Annotated in this window: 16 protein-coding genes; 6 read left to right on the plus strand and 10 right to left on the minus strand. The window is 70.4% G+C overall.

Translation table 11 applies throughout. The features are described 5' to 3' along the window. Positions 1-165: 165 nt before the first annotated feature. Positions 166-1,218: an EamA family transporter gene (locus ACZ3I4_RS07970; protein ID WP_465381120.1), complete on the minus strand. Its 1,053-nt coding sequence runs from the start codon at positions 1,216-1,218 to the stop codon at positions 166-168. A 123-nt stretch (positions 1,219-1,341) separates the two neighbouring features. Here ACZ3I4_RS07970 and ACZ3I4_RS07975 point away from each other — a divergent pair, with 123 nt between their 5' ends. Both ACZ3I4_RS07975 and ACZ3I4_RS07980 read left to right on the plus strand, forming a co-directional pair. After that, a complete protein-coding gene (locus ACZ3I4_RS07975; protein ID WP_465381121.1) occupies positions 1,342-1,893 on the plus strand; it encodes a CGNR zinc finger domain-containing protein in 552 nt (183 codons plus the stop codon). Positions 1,894-1,909: 16 nt separating this feature from the next. Beyond that, positions 1,910-2,395 (plus strand): helix-turn-helix domain-containing protein, encoded by a 486-nt coding sequence (locus ACZ3I4_RS07980; protein ID WP_465381122.1) that lies wholly within the window; start codon positions 1,910-1,912, stop codon positions 2,393-2,395. 256 nt (positions 2,396-2,651) lie between these two features. On the opposite strand, the gene ACZ3I4_RS07985 is transcribed toward ACZ3I4_RS07980, so the two are convergent. Continuing rightward, positions 2,652-3,356 (minus strand): response regulator, encoded by a 705-nt coding sequence (locus ACZ3I4_RS07985; RefSeq protein ID WP_465381123.1) that lies wholly within the window; start codon positions 3,354-3,356, stop codon positions 2,652-2,654. Next, a complete protein-coding gene (locus tag ACZ3I4_RS07990) occupies positions 3,353-4,189 on the minus strand; it encodes a sensor histidine kinase (RefSeq protein WP_465381124.1) in 837 nt (278 codons plus the stop codon). The genes ACZ3I4_RS07985 and ACZ3I4_RS07990 overlap by 4 nt, the downstream gene beginning before the upstream one ends. A 101-nt stretch (positions 4,190-4,290) precedes the next feature. Here ACZ3I4_RS07990 and ACZ3I4_RS07995 point away from each other — a divergent pair, with 101 nt between their 5' ends. The 3 genes from ACZ3I4_RS07995 (at position 4,291) to ACZ3I4_RS08005 (ending at position 6,427) form a co-directional block, all read left to right on the plus strand. After that, on the plus strand, positions 4,291-4,992 hold the full coding sequence (locus tag ACZ3I4_RS07995) for an ABC transporter ATP-binding protein (protein WP_465381125.1): 702 nt from the start codon (positions 4,291-4,293) through the stop codon (positions 4,990-4,992). Further along, positions 4,989-5,747: a hypothetical protein gene (locus tag ACZ3I4_RS08000; protein WP_465381126.1), complete on the plus strand. Its 759-nt coding sequence runs from the start codon at positions 4,989-4,991 to the stop codon at positions 5,745-5,747. Before ACZ3I4_RS07995 ends, ACZ3I4_RS08000 begins: the two co-directional genes overlap by 4 nt. A gap of 101 nt (positions 5,748-5,848) precedes the next feature. Next, a complete protein-coding gene (locus ACZ3I4_RS08005) occupies positions 5,849-6,427 on the plus strand; it encodes a hypothetical protein (protein WP_465381127.1) in 579 nt (192 codons plus the stop codon). A 370-nt stretch (positions 6,428-6,797) separates the two neighbouring features. Here the strand turns inward: ACZ3I4_RS08005 and ACZ3I4_RS08010 are convergent, their stop codons facing one another. Further along, positions 6,798-7,457, minus strand: coding sequence for a hypothetical protein (locus tag ACZ3I4_RS08010; protein ID WP_465381128.1), 660 nt, complete (start codon positions 7,455-7,457; stop codon positions 6,798-6,800). A gap of 32 nt (positions 7,458-7,489) precedes the next feature. On the opposite strand from ACZ3I4_RS08010, the gene ACZ3I4_RS08015 reads away from it, so the two are divergent. Next, positions 7,490-9,616: an endo-1,4-beta-xylanase gene (locus ACZ3I4_RS08015; RefSeq protein ID WP_465381129.1), complete on the plus strand. Its 2,127-nt coding sequence runs from the start codon at positions 7,490-7,492 to the stop codon at positions 9,614-9,616. Between the two features lie 490 nt (positions 9,617-10,106). On the opposite strand, the gene ACZ3I4_RS08020 is transcribed toward ACZ3I4_RS08015, so the two are convergent. Genes ACZ3I4_RS08020 through ACZ3I4_RS08045 form a run of 6 tightly spaced genes read right to left on the minus strand, consistent with a single transcriptional unit; the run spans position 10,107 to position 17,232 of the window. Continuing rightward, positions 10,107-11,210, minus strand: coding sequence for an LLM class flavin-dependent oxidoreductase (locus ACZ3I4_RS08020; RefSeq protein ID WP_465381130.1), 1,104 nt, complete (start codon positions 11,208-11,210; stop codon positions 10,107-10,109). Next, entirely contained in the window at positions 11,207-12,247 is a 1,041-nt protein-coding gene (locus ACZ3I4_RS08025; protein WP_465381131.1) for an LLM class flavin-dependent oxidoreductase, read from the minus strand. The genes ACZ3I4_RS08020 and ACZ3I4_RS08025 overlap by 4 nt, the downstream gene beginning before the upstream one ends. Further along, positions 12,244-13,854, minus strand: coding sequence for a dipeptide ABC transporter ATP-binding protein (locus ACZ3I4_RS08030; RefSeq protein WP_465381132.1), 1,611 nt, complete (start codon positions 13,852-13,854; stop codon positions 12,244-12,246). Before ACZ3I4_RS08030 ends, ACZ3I4_RS08025 begins: the two co-directional genes overlap by 4 nt. After that, positions 13,851-14,696, minus strand: a complete 846-nt coding sequence (locus tag ACZ3I4_RS08035) for an ABC transporter permease (RefSeq protein ID WP_465381133.1) — start codon at positions 14,694-14,696, stop codon at positions 13,851-13,853. Before ACZ3I4_RS08035 ends, ACZ3I4_RS08030 begins: the two co-directional genes overlap by 4 nt. Further along, entirely contained in the window at positions 14,693-15,631 is a 939-nt protein-coding gene (locus ACZ3I4_RS08040) for an ABC transporter permease (RefSeq protein ID WP_465381134.1), read from the minus strand. Before ACZ3I4_RS08040 ends, ACZ3I4_RS08035 begins: the two co-directional genes overlap by 4 nt. Further along, the gene (locus tag ACZ3I4_RS08045) at positions 15,628-17,232 is read right to left on the minus strand and encodes an ABC transporter substrate-binding protein (RefSeq protein ID WP_465381135.1); all 1,605 of its coding nucleotides are present in this window, start codon (positions 17,230-17,232) and stop codon (positions 15,628-15,630) included. The genes ACZ3I4_RS08040 and ACZ3I4_RS08045 overlap by 4 nt, the downstream gene beginning before the upstream one ends. Positions 17,233-17,304: the final 72 nt, after the last annotated feature.

A 17,304-nucleotide genomic window follows, 5' to 3' on the forward strand; every position in this document is an offset into this window, starting at 1 on the left:
TCGCTCAGCGGCTTGTCGTGATCATCGACTCGCCGGTCGGCTCCGGTTCGGCCTTTGCGACCGGCCCCTTCCGATCCTCGCGAGCGGGTCGCCACAGCCTTCACAGCCCGGTCCCGTTCAGCGTTTGCAACCCCGGTCGCCTTCCGGCTTTGCAAACTGGTTGCCTTACAGCTTCGCGAGCGGGTTGCCTTCTACACTTGCGCGCGGGTCGCCTTCCGGCTTCGCGAGCGGGTCGCCTTCCGGCTTTACGAGCGGGTCGCCTTCCAGCTGCACGATCGGGTCGGGGGCGTCTGCGGGCGGCTCGGCTACGGCGGCCGGCTGCTCGGACGGGATGGCGGCGATGCCGGCCAGAATCAGGACGCCGCCGAGCATCTGCAGCACGGTCAGCGACTCGCCGAGCACCAGCCAGGCGAAGATCGAGGCGAAGACGACCTCGAGCAGGCCCAGGAACGACGCCAGGCGCGAACCGAGGCGGGAGGAGCCGGCGATCCCGGTGGCGTACGCGATGGCCGTGCCCGCGATGGCGACGACGCCGAGCGGCACCCACCAGGGGGCGGTGGTGCCGACCATCGGAACCGTGCCGCCGACCGTCTCGAACGGGATCGCGCCGGTCAGGCCGACCAGGCCGAGCGTGAGACCGCCGAGCAGCAGGCCGGAACCGGCCAGGGCCACGGGCGGCAGGCCGTCGGAGGGGCGGGCCGCGACGACGAAGTAGATCGCGCAGCCGACCGCGGCGGCCAGCGCGAGCAGCAGACCGGCCGGGTCGACGGCCTGCAGCGCGCCGGGGCCGATGACGAGCACCAGGCCGCCGATGGCGAGCACGCTGCCGAGCAGGACGGTCGGCCGTGGCAGGCGGCGGGTGGTCGCCCACGCCCAGAGGACGAGCAGCAGGGGCGCCTGGTATTCGATCAGCAGGGCCGTCGAGACCGGGATGCGGGAGATGGCGGCGAAATAGGCGAGCTGGGTGAAGGCGACGGCGATCAAACCCATGCCGAGGACCCGCCAGCGGGCCCGCCACAACGCCGACCAGCGGCCCCGCAGCGCGAAGAGGACGAACGGGAGCAGGACGACGCTGCCGGTCAGGGCGCGTACGGTGACGGCGGCGGCCGGCGACCAACCGGCCTCGAGCAGCGGCTTGATGAAGGCGCCGGACGTGCCGAACGAGATCGCGGAGAGGATCATCGCGATCAGGCCGACGTGCCTGGGTGCGAGCTTCATGATGCTGCCTCCCGGTGGTGTCACGGCCCCGGCTCCTCGGCTTCGTCGCCTCAGGCATCGACCTTGTCATGAGCTAAATTGCTTATGACCCTGACGCTAGGCCGCTCCCAGTGAGGAGTCAAATTGCTTTTTGCCCCTGACACCGAAGAGTCGCTGAACTTCGTGGTGGCCCTCGGCAACACGGAGCCCGGCAGCTCGCGCACCGGCGAGGACGAGCTGTCGACGATCGACCAGCTGGCCGCCCTGCTGACCCGGTGGACGTACACGGGCCGCATCGACCACGACGAGGCCGAGCTTCGCGAGGTGCGCGACACACGTACGTTGCTGCGGTCGGTCTGGGTCCTGGATCGCGACGAGGCGGTCGAGGTCGTCAACGGCATGCTGCGCGACGCCAAGGCGCTGCCGTTCCTGGTCCGGCATGATCAGCTCGACTGGCACATGCACGCGACCTCGCCCGACGCGCCGCTGGCCGAACGCATCCGGGCCGAGGTTGGGCTCGCGTTCACCGACGTGATCCGCATGAACGAGATGAGCCGGCTGCGGATCTGCGAGGCCGACGACTGCGACGGCCTGGTGCTGGACCTGTCACGCAACGGCTCCAAACGCTTCTGCACCGTACGCTGCGGCAACCGGATGAACATGATCGCTTTCCGGGAACGCAGGGCGGGCGCGTAGGCGTTAATGTCGGTTCATGATGCTGCGGGAGCTGATCGGTCGCGTCCTACGACGCACGCGCAAGGCGCAGAACCGCACGCTGCGCGAGGTGGCCGACGCCGTCGGCATGTCGATCGGCCACCTCTCCGAGGTCGAGCGCGGCCGCAAGGAACCGTCGTCCGAACTGCTGGCCGCCATCTGCCGCGCGCTGGGCCTGACGACGGCCGACTTGCTGATCGCCGTCCTGCGCGACCTGACCCCGCAACAGCCCCGCCTGACCCGCCTCGAACTGGCCCGCCTGGAGCTGGCCCGCCTAGAACTGGCCCGCATGGAGCTCGCCCGCCTCGAACTGGCCCGCCTCGATGCGGTCCATCTCGATACCGCCCACCCGGAGCCGGCGCGCCTCGATGCAGCCCGCCTCGAACTGGCGCGTCCCGAACTGGCGCGTCCCGAACTGACGCGCTCGCGGACCCAGCCGCAACCGCAGGCCCTCCGCCGGATGGACTTCGACCTGGTGGCCTGAGCCCCATCGGGAGCGTGCAGCTTTCGTTGCACCACGGCCGCAGCGCGCGCTACGGCCGATACCCACCACTCGCTTGCGTGCGGCAGCCGCCGAAGGCGGAGTTCTGTCCTCTTGCTGTTGTCTCGGTCGACGAGGCGTACGTTCGCATGGGGTTCTAAGGCTTTCGCGCCGTTCGCAGTCGAATCAAAGACGTTCGCATTGGGTTCTAAGGCTTTCGCGCCGTTCGCAGTCGGATCTAAGACGCTCGCATGGGGTTCTAAGGCTCGCGACAGTGTCCCGGCTGGACAGTCGGCCGTGCAACCCGGGGTCGCACCAGCCCGGAGTCGTACGCGGCGATCACCAGCTGGGCCCGGTCGCGCGCCTGCAGCTTGGCCAGCAGGTGCGTGAGGTGCGTCTTCACGGTCTTGACCGAGATCACCAGGGCGGCGGCGATCTCGTCGTTGGACAGTCCGCTGCCGACGAGCGTGAGCACGTCGATCTCACGGACGGTGAGACCGCGCAGCGAGGGGCGCTCGCGGGTGATGCCGACCGCGGACACGAAGTGGTCGATCAGCCGGGTGAGGATGGACGGCGCGAACAGGGACTCACCCCGGTGCGTGCGGCGGACGGCGTCGAGCAGCTGCTCGGGGTGGGCGTCCTTGAGCAGGAAACCGGAGGCGCCGGCGCGCAAGGCCTCGTGCACGTACTCGTCCAGTTCGAACATGCTCAGGACCAGCACCCTCGTACGGCCGAGGGCGGGATCGCGGCAGATCCGGCGGGTGGCCTCGAGGCCGTCGACGCGGGGCATGCGGACGTCCATGAGGATCACGTCGGGCCGGGTCTCGTGCGCCCGCTGCTCGGCCTCAGCGCCGTTGCCGGCCTGGCCCACCACGTCGAGGTCGGCCTCCTTGTCGATGATCATCGCGAGGCTGTGCCGGAGCAGGGGCTGGTCGTCGGCGAGCAGCACCCGTACGGGGGTCACGCGGCGACCTCGTCCGGGATGCGCGCGGTCAGCTGGAACCCGCCGTCCTTGGGCCGGGCGGCGAGCGTGCCGCCGAGCGCCGTGATGCGTTCCCGCAGACCGGCCAGGCCGTGCCCGGCGCCCGGGGCGTGGGGCCGGCCGGGGGCCGATCCGTTGTCGACGACGGTGACGATCACCGTTTCGGCGTCCCGCCGGACCACCACCCGTACGTCGGTGGGACCGGCGTGACGGGCCGTGTTGTTGAGGGCTTCCCGTACGGTCTGGCAGATCGCCAGCTGCACTCCGGGTGACACCGGACCGAGGTCGGTCACTGTCAGTTCGGGTCGCAGGCCCGCCCGTTCCGCCGCGCTGACGATCTCCGGCAGCGCGGTCAGATCGGCCGTCGGATTTCGCGGAGCCTGGTCGGAATTGTCGCGGAGGACGTTGAGCATCCGCCGTAGTTCGGCCGTGGCGGCGCGACTCACCTGTTCGATATCGGTCAGGGCGCTGTCCACCTCGGCCGGTTTCTCCAGATGTCGGGTGGACGCGGCCCGGACCGTGATCAGGCCGAGCCCGTGCGAGACGATGTCGTGCAGCTCGCGCGCGATCTTGAGACGTTCCTCGACCACGGCCCATTCGGTCAGGCGCCGCTCGTACGCCCGGCGGTCGGCGCGCAACCGGCGCACCGCCCAGACCGCGGCGGCCACCGCGGCTCCGACGAACACGAACGGCACGATCGTCGCCGCCGTGCCCTGCGCGCCGCCCGTGACCATCGCCATGACCGCGACCGCAGCCACCGCGACCAGCACCGGAACGGCCTTGGAACGCCACTCGGGACGACGGCTGGAACTCATGCGGCGACTGTAGTTCTCCAACCAGGGTCCGAGACCCGAGCGCCCAAAGATGGACCCGTGGTTTGACGACTCCGGCACGCCCCCTCCGGTTGACTCCTCCCATGATTTCGATCGACGCGGTGAGCCGCCCGGGCATCCTGCACGAGGTGTCCTTCGAGGCCCGGCCGGGGCGGGTGACGGGCTTTCTCGGGCCGAACGGGGCGGGCAAGACCTCGACCGTACGCATCCTGCTCGGCCTCGACCGCCCGTCCAGCGGCACGGCGTTGATCCTCGATCGGCCCTACGCGTCGTTCCCCCGCCCGCTGACCGTGGTCGGGGCCCTGCTCGATGGCAGCGGCGCCCACCGCGCCCGCTCGGCCCGGGCCCATTTGCGCTGGATGGCCGCGAGCAACGGCCTGCCGCGCAAGCGGGTCGACGAGGTGCTGGCGATCGTCGGCCTGTCCGACGAGGCGGGCAAACGGGCCGGGCGGTTCTCGCTGGGCATGAACCAGCGGCTCGGCCTGGCGGCGGCCCTGCTCGGCGACCCACCGGTGCTGGTGCTCGACGAGCCGATCAACGGCCTCGATCCGGCGGGCATCCGCTGGATGCGGACGTTCCTGCGCCAGTGCGCCACCGAGGGCCGCACCGTGCTGCTGTCCAGCCACCTGATGACCGAGCTCGCCTCCACGGCCGACGATGTGGTCGTCATCGACCGCGGCCGGGTGGTCGCCCGGGGCACGGTGGCCGAGGTGAGCGCCGGCCACGACTCGCTGGAAGACGCGTTCCTGGCCCTGACCGGCTCCTCGTCCGAGGCGGCGTGGTGAACCGTCACCTGATCGGGGCCGAGCTCCGGAAGCTGCTGGGCCTGCCGACCGCGTGGGTCGGTCTCGTGCTCGGACTGATCGCCGCGCCCGCGCTGGCCTTCGTCAACGCGCCCGGGCTGCGGCGCCTGGCCGAGGCCGGGCAACTCCCCGACCGGGCCGATCTGGGCTACCAAAATCTCGGGATCGGCCTGCTGGGCGCCCTGATTCTGGGCGTGGTCGCGGTCAGCAGCGAATACACGCCCACCGGCGACGACTCCCCCGGCGCCCACCAGATGACCTCGACCGTGCTGGCGACGCCGGTCCGCACCCGTCTGCTGGCCGCCAAGGGCGCGGCGCTGGTGCTGGTGGTGGCCGTGCAGGGCGCGCTGACCGCCGCGGCGACGGTGTGGCTGACCGGCGTGATCATGCCGGATCTCGCTCCGCCGTTCTCCCCTGGGCGGGTCGGGGCGGCCGTCCTCTACTGGGTGCTGCTAGCGCTCCTGGCCTACGCCATCACCCTGATCTTCCGGAACGGCATCATCACGTTGACCGTCTTCATCGTGAACAGCTCGGTCGTCTCGGTCTCGTACCTGCTGACGAAACTGACCCCGCTGGCCGCCTACCTGCCCGACATCGTGGGCGCTCACATGTTCCTCCGCACGCACGCCACCGACGACGTCACCATCCCGCCGGTCACGGCCGGAGTGGTGATGACGGCCTGGGTGGCCGCCCTCCTGGCCCTGGCCACCTACCTCTTCCGCCGGCGGCCGGCATGACCGTTCCGCCTCATCCCGCTCTCGCGGCCGGTGGGACGCGGCCGGCTCCGATTTTTCGCCTTCGTTGCCTCCTTCACGCCGAACTGGACAAGCTGGTGACGTTGCCGTCGCTGCGCTGGACCGCCTTGCTCACTTGGGCGGCCACCGCCCTGCTGGCCTTCGCCGCCCATCGTGCCGCCCCGGCCGACGATCCGATCCGCACGGCGTTGCGCTGGACCCAGGCCGGCTTCCTGATCCTCGGTGCCCTGGCCGCATCCCAGGAATACGAGGCGGGCGGCCAGATCCGCGCAACGTTGCTGGCCTCCCCGCGGCGCTACCGGCTGGCGGCAACAAAGGCGACAGCCGTGATGCTCACCGCCTTGGTCGCGGCCGCACCGCTGCTCGCCGCGTCTCTTCTCACCACGTCCTCACTCGTTTCCGTCGCCGCCTACCTCACCGGCGTAACCCTCATCGGTGCCGCAGTGGGTTCGTTGTGCCGCAGCGCGCCGGCCGCCACTACCGCGCTGCTCACCACCTACTTGATCGTCTGCCCGCTTCTCCGCACCGGCGCTCCAAACTTGGCTCCCTGGTTGCCCGACACCGCTTTGCTGGACTCTCCCCAAGGCGCAGCCGCCGCCACGCTCTGGCCTTTGGCAACCACCGCGGTCGCGGCCGCGACCTTCCACCGCCGCAACGCGTAAGCCCACTGTTGTTCGTCCGCTGCGAAACCGCTTCCCCACCCTGCGCAGTCGCTCATAAGCCCTTCACCGCGCGGGCATCGACGTACAGCCCTCGCATCCGGCGGTGTTCGGACCAGGGGCGGCAGACGCGCGTGTCGTGCCGGTCGGGCGAGCAGCCCAGCGACGTCTGCCCTTCGCCGGCCCAGGCCGGGCGTCCGCTGCGCGAGAGTGTCGACGTGCCCATGCGGAGTTCGTACCAGGTGCCGCCGACACGCGCGTGGCGCCGGTCGGCGAACAGCTCCGCTACATCTGCCGTTCGCCGGCCCCCGGCCGGGCGTCCGCTGTGCGAGGCGGTCGACGTGCTGGAAATGACCGAGCGGCCTGCGAGCGGTCAGAAGCAAGGCCACTGACCTATTTCGGCTGAGAGGCCCACGTAGGCCCGGACGGTGACGTGCTGCTCCAGGCCTCCGACGTAGATGGCGGTCAGGCGGGCGTGGCCTTCGAGCACGACGAGTTCGCTCAGATCGGGCGTCGCCATCACGATGAGGTCGTTGACTGCGTCGGCGGTGGAGAGCCGGGCCGCCAGCTGGAAGCACCAGTCGGTTCCGAGGTCGGTCAGCCACGTCGGCAGCCGACCTGACCGCAGCGTGGCGCGGACGTCGGCCGGGCGGCGGGAGCCACCGGACAGCTCGTTCCAATACGAGTAGTCGATGAAGCGCACCCGCGCCAGGACTTCGGGTGTCAGCACCCCGTGGTACCAGTCCACCCGCTCGGGAAAGCCCTCGAACAGTTGCGTGTCCGGCCATCCCCGGGCCGTCGTGAGAGCCCGCTCGCGCGCACGGTTCTCCTCGTCGGACGTCAGGTCTGGGCTACTCACGAGGTGCGGACCGCCGACCTCGGCCAATGCGCGGCGCACACGCTCACCGAAACGCTCCGAGCCGGCCTCGCCCCGGAGGAAGGCCAACACCACCTCGGCCTCGCCGGCCGGCCGGAATTCGCGTCCGTGCGTCATCAGTAAGTCATAGCCGCTTCGGTCCGGGCGGCGGTCCACCGCCGTTGCCTTGGGAGCGCTCCCATGTAACTATGACGGTCTATTTGTTTGCTGTGTTTCTAAGGACTCCCATGCGTGCTTCTCTGCGGCTTGCTGTTGTGTCGCTTGTGGCTGCCCTGCCCGCGGTGGCTGCGATCGTGGCGGCCACCAATGCGAGTGCTGCCGAAGAACCGGCCCCCACCGTGGTGCTGACCAGCGACTTCGAGGACGGGACCAGCCAAGGCTGGTCCGGTCGGGCCTCCGAGACGGTGGCTCACAGCGCGGCGGTGGCGCACGGCGGGACGGGCAGCCTGGCGGTCACGGGGCGTACGGCGACGTGGCAAGGGCCCTCGCTGGACGTCCTCGGCACGCTGGAGAAGGGCACGGCGTACACGATCTCGGCCTGGGTTCGGATGGCCGAGGGCTCGGACAATGCCCGGCTCAGCGTCGAGCGGCACACGGACGGGGTGGCCTCTTACGACCAGGTGGTGGGCAACACGGCGGTCACGAGCAGTGGCTGGATCAACCTCACGGGGCGTTACACGCTGGCGAGCGACGTCGATTTTCTGCGCATTTATGTGGAGACGGCCTCGAGCCTGGGCGGCATCTATCTCGATGACGTGACGGTCAGCTATGTGCCGGCGCTGCCCGTTCAGACCGACATTCCCTCCGTACGGGATGTGGTCCGCGAATTCCCGGTCGGCACGGCAATCACGGGAGCCGAAATTCTGGGCGAGCACGGCCGGCTGCTCGACAAGCATTTCAACAGCGTGACACCCGGCAACGCGCTCAAGTGGGACGCCACCGAACCGTCCGAGGGCAATTTCACGTACGGGCAAGCGGATCCTCTGATTTCCTTTGCCAAGGCGCACGGGATGGCGATTCGCGGGCACACGCTGGTGTGGCACAACCAGACGCCGGCCTGGGTGTTCACCGGGGCGGACGGGCAGCCGATGACGGCGACGGCCGAGGACAAGGCGTTGCTGCTCGAGCGGCTCGAAACCCACATCCGGAATGTGGCGGGGCATTACGGCACGGACATCGGCGTGTGGGATGTCGTGAACGAGGTCATCGACGAGAACCAGACCGACGGTTTGCGGCGCAGCAGCTGGTTCACCGTGGCGGGGCTCGATTACATCCGTACGGCGTTCCGCGTGGCCCGCGAAGTTGCGCCGCAGGCCAAGCTGTTCATCAACGACTACAACACCAATGTCCCGGCCAAACGCGACAAGCTGTACGCACTGGTCGCGCAGCTGAAGTCCGAAGGGGTGCCGGTCGACGGGGTCGGGCATCAGATGCACATCAACGTGAACTGGCCGACCGTCTCGGACACGAAGGCCATGCTCGACAAGTTCGTGGCTCTGGGTGTCGAGCAGCAGATCACGGAGATGGACGTAAGCATCTACACCGGTGACGGAGAGTCGTTCCCGACGCCGCCGGCCGATCGGCTGTTGAAGCAGGCGTACGTATACCGGGACATGTTCGAGCTGTTCCGCCAGTACGAGGACGAGATCACTTCGGTGACGCTGTGGGGGCTCGCGGACGACAACACGTGGCTCGACACGTTCCCGGTGACCCGCAAGGACGCGCCGTTGCTGTTCGACACGCGGCTGCAGGCGAAGTCCGCGTACTGGGGCGTCGTCGACCCAAGCAAAATCGGCACAACGTCATCCCCCACCACGACGACCCCGACACCGACCAGCCCCACGCCGACGACTCCGACGCCCACGCCAACCACGCCGACGCCCACGCCGACCAGCCCCACGCCTACGCCAACCACTCCGACGCCCACGCCAACCAGCCCGACGCCCACGCCGAGCGTGAGCAGCCCGGGCTCGACGGGCGGCACGCCGGGAACGGCGGCCTGCTCGGTGAGCTACCGAGTGACAGGCTCGTGGCCGGGCGGCTTCCAGGCCGACGTACGCCTGACCAACACCGGCACTACGTCATGGACGAGTTGGACGCTCGGCTGGCAGTTCGGCGCCGGCCAGACGATCGCTCAACTCTGGAACGGATCCATGACCCTGTCGGACGGCTCGGTCGCGGTCACGAACGCGTCGTGGAACGGATCGCTGCCGCCGGGCGCATCGGCCTCGTTCGGCTTCCTGGGCTCGTGGAACAGCACCAACCCGGCACCCACCTCCTACTCACTCAAAGGCACCATGTGCGCCGTCGCCTGACACCCGGCGGGCCCGGGCGGCGGGGATGGAGGCGACCATACTGCCGCCAAACCATGATCGTTGAGTTATCCACAATGGTCGGTTATCCACAGCCCGGACACACGCCGCCCGCGGAGATCACCGAATCTCGGTAAAATGGCTGCTGGAGGGGGTCCCCCGGTGGAGGGCGGGCCTCTGTTGTTCTGGGGCCAGGCGGCTCCCGGGTGTCACCCGGGCAAGTTCTGGCGTTCAGCGGGGTTGGTTATGACGTCCAGCGCAGGGCTGTCCCGACACCCAGCGGGGGTTCGTCCCAGCGTCCAGCGGGGGCTCGTCCCAGCGCCCAGCAGAGGACTCGTCCCAGCGCCCAGCGGGGGGCTCGGCCAGCGCCCGGCTGAGGGCTCGTCTCGACACCCAACGGCGGGCTCGGCCAGCGCCCAGCGAAGGACTCGGCCAGCGCCCAACGGAGGACTCGGCCAACGCCCAGCACAGGCCTGCACCCGGCGGACAACGGTCACGACGCGGGCCAATGTTTGGCCAGCAATTCGAACGAGCGGACCCGGTCGGCGTGGTTGTGGGTGATCGTAGTGACCAGGAGTTCGTCGGCGGCGGTAGCCCGGCGCAGGGTTTGCAACTGGTCGACCACGGTTTGCGGGGAGCCGGTGAACTGGGTGTCCAGGCGGTCGGCCACCAGCTCGCGGTCCTCGTCGGTCCAGTTGTGGGACAGGGCCTCCTCGACGCTGGGATACGGGATGGCGCCGGTGCCGTTGCGGATGCTGCGGACCCACAGGGCGTACGGGATGGCCAGTTCCTTCGCTTTTTCGTCGTCCTCGGCCACGACCACGTCGGCGCTGACCATGACGTGTGGGGATGACAGGGTTTTCGAGGGGCGGAAAGCGGAGCGGTAGGCCTCGACCGCCTCCAGGACCTTGGCCGGGGCCACGTGGTAGTTCGCGGCGAAGGGAAGGCCGCGGGCGCCGGCTACCCGGGCGCTTTCGCCGCCGCTGCTGCCCAGGATCCAGAGTTCCAGGTCGGCATTTTCTCCCGGTACGGCGTGGGCCTCGTTGCCCAGATCGTCGGTGTAGGGGCCGGCTATCAGGGTCTGGATGTCGTCGACGACCTGGTCGAGGTCGAGCGGCTCGGCGTTGGGCTGTTTGAGCAGCTTGCCGAAGAGGGCCGCGCGCGAGGACGTCATCAGCGGGGTGAAGTCGAAGTGCTTGGGGATGAGCAGGCCGTCGACAACGGACGGGCCGGAAGGAGCGGCGGGGGCGGAGGGGCGGCGCTGCGCGGAGCGGCCCAGGCCCAGGTCGAAACGGCCGGGGTACAGGGCGTCCAGCAGGCCGAACTGCTCCAGCGCGGCCAGCGGCGTGAGGAAGCCGGTCTGCAGGGCGCCCGAGCCGAGCCGGAGGCGTTCGGTCGCGGCGGCTATCTGGCCCAGCAGCAGGGCCGGCTGGGAGCTGGCCACGCCGGGGGTCAGGTGGTGCTCGGCCACCCAGTAGCGGTGGTAGCCGAACTGTTCGGCCTTGCGGGCGAGGTCGAGCGTGCGGCGCAGGGCGTCCCCGACGGTGCCGCCGGAAACCAGCGGGGCCAGATCCAGGATGGAAAGCGGCACGGTCATGCGGGTCCTCCGAAGGAAAAGGGGCGGCTGGGGATGTCGCGGCGCAGGATGGGGGCGACCTCGGACTGGAACAGTTCGAGGGAGGCCCGGTGCTGCTTGTCGGTCAGGCCGTCGGCGTCGGCGTGCAGGTGCATGACCTCGTGGCCGAACTCGGCGTGGTAGCGGTGCACCTTGTCGATGATCTGCTGGGGGCTGCCGACCAGGATGGAGCTGCGTTCGATCGCGTCCTCCAGGGTCGGGAAGACGGGCTCCACGCCGACCTCGCGGAACAGCGCGATCCGGGCCTCGTACAGGGGCCGGTAGGTCTCGATGGCCTCCTGCGAGGTGCGTGCGGCGTAGAAACCGGCGCTGCCGGCTCCCACGAGGGCTTCGGCCGGGTCGTGGCCGTAGTGGGCCCACCGTTCGCGGTAGTAGCGGATCAATTCGGCGTACGGCTCGATCGGGTTGGTGACGTTGGCCGAGAACAGCGGGTCGCCGAAGCGTGCGGCGAGGTCGACGGATTCGCGGCTGGTGGCGCTGCCGTGCCAGACCCGGATGGGTTGCTGCAGCGGGCGGGGCCAGGTCTCGGCGTCGGTCAGCGACGGGCGGAAGCGGCCCGACCACGTCACCTTGGGTTCGCGCCACAGGCGGCGGAACAGTTCGTAGCTTTCGCGGTTGCGGTCCCACTGGTCGTCGGCGGTGACGTGGAACAGCTTGGCCTGCGCGGCGCCGTTGCCCTTGCCGATGATGAGTTCGAGGCGGCCGTCGGAGAGGTTGTCGAGCGTCGAGTAGTCCTCGAACGCGCGCACCGGGTCGAGCAGGCTAAGCGTGGTGACCGCGGTGAACAGGCGGATCCGCGAGGTCACGGCGGCGATGTGGCTGAGCACCACCGGCGGCGAGGACGAGAAGAACGGCCGTTCGTGCCGCTCCCCCACTCCGAACCCGTCGAAGCCCAGTTCTTCGGCCAGCACGGCGTTGTCCACCACCTCGCGCAGGCGGGCCCGGGCCGGCCGGTGCGCGTCCTTCTCGGCGATCAGGGTGATGAGCAGGAATTTCATCGCGACACCTCCAGGGTCGGCACCGCGTCGAGGAGCGCGCGGGTGTATTCGTGCCGCGGGTTGTGGAAGACGTCGTCCACCGGGCCCTGTTCGACGACGGCGCCGTCCCGCATGACCAGGACCCGGTCGGCGAGGTGGTGGACGACGCCGAGATCGTGGGAAATGAACAGCAGCGCGGTGCCGTCGGTGTCGCGGATGCCGGCCAGAAGGTCAAGGACTTGCGCCTGTACGGAGACGTCGAGCGCGGAGACCGGCTCGTCACAGATGATCAGGCTGGGCCGGGGGGCGAGTGCCCGGGCGATGGCGACCCGCTGCCGCTGCCCACCGGAGAGCTGGCGTGGATATCGGTCGAGGACGTCGGCGCCGAGCCCGACCCGGTCGAGGAGCTCCGCGACGGGCGGGTGTGCCCCACCGGCTTGCGATCGGGTGCTGGGAAGGGCTTCGGCCACGATGCGGGCCACGGTCCAGCGCGGGTCGAAGGCGGACAGGGGGTCCTGCGCGATGAGCTGGAGGCGGCGGCGCCGCGAACGACGCCGCCGCTCCGTGAGCCCGCTCCATGGCGCGCCCTCGAACGCCACGGAGCCGGACGACAGGGGGGTCAGCCCGAACAGCAGCTGGGCCACCGTGGTCTTCCCCGACCCGGACTCCCCCACGAGCCCGACGATCTCGCCCCGGCGCACGGTGAGGTCGACGCCGTCCACGACGGTGTGCGACCCGTAGCGTTTGCGCAGCCCCAGCGCCTCGACGATCACGTCAGAGGGCGGCGGGGAAGGCGGCCCCGGCCGGGGAGGAGCCGATGGGGGCACCGAGGACGAGAGCCGACGGCCGCGGGAGGCGGCGGACGGGACGGCGGCCAGAAGCTGCTGCGTGTACGGATGGGTGGGGGCGGACAGCAGGCTCCGGGTGTCGCCGGACTCGACGATCCGGCCGTCCTTCATGACCAGCACCCGGTCGGCCAGCCGGGCGACGACAGCCAGGTCGTGGCTGATCAGCAGGAGGGTCTCGCCGGCCCGGCGGCGTTCGGCGAGCAGGTCGAGAATCTGGGACTGAACGGTCACGTCCAGGGCCGTGGTCGGTTCGTCGGCGATGAGCAGGGGCGGGCCGGCCGCCAGGGCCGAGGCGATCAGTGCCCGCTGGCGCAGCCCGCCGGACAGCTGGTGCGGATGCTGGCCGGCGCGCCGGTCCGGCTCGGGCACGTGGACCGCTTCGAGCAGGGAGCGCACGCGCCGGTCCCGGTCGCGGCGATCGCCGACGGCGTGAACGCGCAGGACCTCGCCGATCTCGGCGCCGACCGTGCGCAGCGGGTCGAGCGAGCCGAGGGCGTCCTGCAGGACCAGCCCGGCGAATCCGCCGCGCAGGGCGCGCCAGTCGAACGGTCCGGAGCGGCCGTCGATCTCGAACCGGGAGCTGCTGACCCGCGCGTGCGGGCCGGCCAGGCCGACGAGCGTACGGGCGGTGACGCTCTTGCCCGACCCGGACTCCCCGACGATGGCCACGCACTCGCCGCGGTGGATGTCGAGGTCGATTCCGCGTACGGCGTGCACGTCGGCCCGGCGGTGCAGGAAGGTCACGTGCAGGTCGCGCACGGAAACCAGCGGTTCGCTCATGCGGGCCTCCCCTCGAAGCGGCGCTGGAGGTGACGGCCGACGACGGTCAGCGAGATGACCAGGAGGGTGACGACGGTTCCGGGCAGGACCGTCGTCCACCACGCGACGCTCAGATAGCCGCGGCCCTCGGAGAGCATCGCGCCCCACTCGGGCGACGGCGGCTGCGGTCCCATGCCCAAGAAGCTCAGGCCCGCGGCGGCCAGGATCGCCTCGCCCAGGCCGATGACGGCCAGCACCGGGACCGGTCCGAGCACGTTGGGCAGCACGTGCCGGACGACCAGGCGGGCGCGCGAGCCGCCGAAGGACACGGCCGTGGTCACGTACGGGGCCTGGCGCACCCGGAACGTCTGGGTGCGCACCACGCGGGCGTAGTTGGGCATCGTCGCTATGCCGATCGCGACGACGAGGCCGGCCGTGCCGGGGCCGGCCACGGCGACGAACAGCAGCGCCAGCAACAGCAGCGGGAAGGCCGACAACGCGTCGAACGAGCGGCTCAGCGCCTCGTCGGCGTACTTGTGGGACAGCCCGGCGGACAGGCCGAGCAGGAGCCCGGCGGTGACCGCGATGAGGGTGGCGACGATGCCGATCAGCAGCGAGTGGCGGGCGCCGTGCACGACGCGGTCGAAGACGTCGCGGCCGAGCTGGTCGGTGCCGAACCAGTGGGTCCCGGACGGCGCCTCGAGCACGTGCAGCGGGTCGGCCGCGAGCGGATCGCCGGCGAACAGGGCCGGGTGCAGCGCGGCGGCCAGCGCCAGCAGGAGGAACAGGGCCGCGGCGGCCACCCCGGCCCCGGGTGGGCGCCAGGGGCGGACGGCGAGGCCGCGGTCGAGGGCGATCGTCATGTGCGTGCCTCCGGGGAGACAGCGGCCGGAGCCGGGCGCAGGCGGGGGTCGATGAGCAGGCAGGCGAAGTCGGCGAGCGTGTTGATGAGCACGTAGACGAAGGCGGAGAACACCACCACGGCCAGGACCACGGGCATGTCGGCGCTGTTCACGGCGGCCAGGGTGACCTGGCCCAGGCCGGGCCGGCCGAAGACCGTCTCGATGATGACCGCGCCGCCCAGCAGGACGCCGAACAGCCAGCCGGTCAATGTCACCGCGGGCAGCAGGGCGTGCCGCAGGGCGTGGCGGACCAGCACCGCACGCTCCCCCAGGCCGCGGGCCCGGGCGGTGACCACGAACGGCTCGTCCAGCGCGCGGTCGACGCCGTCCCGCAGCACCTGGGTGAGCACCCCGGCCACCGGCAGCGCGAGGGTGACCGCGGGCAGCACCAGGGCGGCGAGACCCTGGCCGCCGCTGACCGGGAACCAGCCGAGGCGGAACGAGAAGACGCTGAGCAGCACGATCCCGATGAGGAACGGCGGCGTCGACACCAGCACGAGTTCGGCGGTCGAGCTGACCCGCCGGGCCCACGGCCGCCGGGTGGTCACGGCCAGCACCAGGGCGAGCAGCACACCGAGCACGGCGGCGGTCACGGCGAGGGTCAGGGTCGGCCCGATCTGGTCGGCGATCACGTCCCGTACGGGCCGTTGCAGCAGATAGGACCGCCCGAGGTCGCCTTGCCCGGCCCGCCACAGGTAGTCCAGGTATTGCTGAACGGCGGGCCGGTCGAGGCCCCACTCCTGGATGATCTGGGCCCGGATCAACGGGGTGTCGGCGCCGTCTCCGATGATGCTGTCCACGGTGGATCCGGGCGCCGCCAGCAGGGCGAGATAGGCGGCGGTCGCGGCCGCCCACAGCACGACGAGCCCGGTCAGAAGGCGGCGCAGGACGATCACTTGCTGAGCCAGATGTCATAGGCGCCGGCCGGCACGCCCGCGGTGGGTTCGAAGCTCAGCCCGCCGACCTTCTTGGAGGCCGCGATCTGGTCGGCCGGGGCGTAGAGGGGCTGGATCAGGGCCTGGCCGGCGATGACGGTCCGCTGCAGCGATTGATAGATCTTCGCCCGGGCGGCGGGGTCCCCGGCGGCCTGGCCCTGGGCGAGCAGGCCGTCGATCTTCTTGTCGGCGATGCCCAGCCGGTTGATCGCGCCGGACGAGGAGAGCAACAGGTTGAGGGCGGCCCCGGCGTCGGTGTCGGCCCGCGAGTTGTCGAAGATCTCGTAGTCGCCGTTCTCGAGGGCCGCCGTGGCGGTGCCCTGGTCGACCACGGAGACCTTGAGGTCGATGCCGGCGCTCTGCTTGACCGCGGCCTGCACGGCCTGGGCCAGGATCTCGCGGCGGTCGCGGACGAACGGCGCCGACTGCACGAGGCGTACGGTCAGCCGCTTGCCGTCCTTGACCCGGAAGCCCTCGGAGTCGCGCTGGGTCCAGCCGGCCGCGTCCAGGGTGGCGTTGGCCCGCGCGGGATTGTTGCCGTACGTGCCTTCGAGCGACTTGTCGTAGAGCGGGCTGGTCGGCCCGATCACGCTCCAGGCCCGGGTCGCGGTGCCGCGGTAGACGCCCTGCAGCACGGTGTCCACATCGAGCGCGTCACGGAACGCCTGCCGGATCCGGAGGTCGTCGAACGGCGCGTGCGTGACGTTGAAGTAGTACGAGTACGCGGATCCAGAGTTGAGCCCCTTACTCAACGTCAGGGCGGGGTTGCCGGTGATCTGCGCCTGGTCGGTGGCCGGCACCCCCTCGATGACCTGCACCTGGCCCGAGGTCAGCGCCCCCACCCGTACGGACGGCTCCTTGAGGAACCGGTAGGTGACCTCGTCGAGGTAGGCGGCCCGGTCGCGATACGCGGGGTTGCGCTTGTAGTGCAGTTCCTGGCCCGGCGTGTACCGGTCGAGGATGAACGGCCCGGTTCCGGCCAGCTGCGGGCCGCCCGCCTTGAGGTTGGCCGCCTCCCGGAGCGACTTGGGTGACACGATCGCGCCCTGCGGCGAGGACAGGAAGTCGAGGATCAGCACGTCCGGCCGGGTCAGCGTGTATTTCACGGTCAGCGGGCCGGCGACGTCGACGGATTTGAGGTTGCCCAGCTGGACGGCGGCCACCCCGGGCGCGTAGCCGTCGGAGAGCAGGAGGTCGGTGTTGGCCTTGACCGCGGCCGCGTCCAGTTTGGTGCCGTCGCTGAAGGTCACGCCGTCGCGCAGCTCGACGGTGTAGGTCAGGCCGTCCGGCGACACCCGGTAGCCGGTGGCCAGCCAGGGCACGTAGCCGCCCTTGTCGTCGTGGGTGAGCAGCGCCTCGAAGTTGTTCCAGACCAGCAGACGGGCCTTGGCCTGGGCGTACTGGTGCGGGTTCAACGTGATCGGCTCGGTTTCGATCCCCCAGGTGAGGGACCCTCCGGAGACCGGCTCGCCGGTGGCGGCGGAGTCGGTGCCGGCCCGGCCGGAGCAGCCCGCGGCCAGCGCGGTTGCCACGACGGCGATCAGCAGGGAACGGCGACGCATCTCCACCTCCAGGTGAACGGACTCCTATTTTCCTATAGCTGAAATAGGATATAAGCAAGGGCTGAGGCCGTT

Source organism: Actinoplanes sp. NPDC021490 (assembly GCF_055562135.1).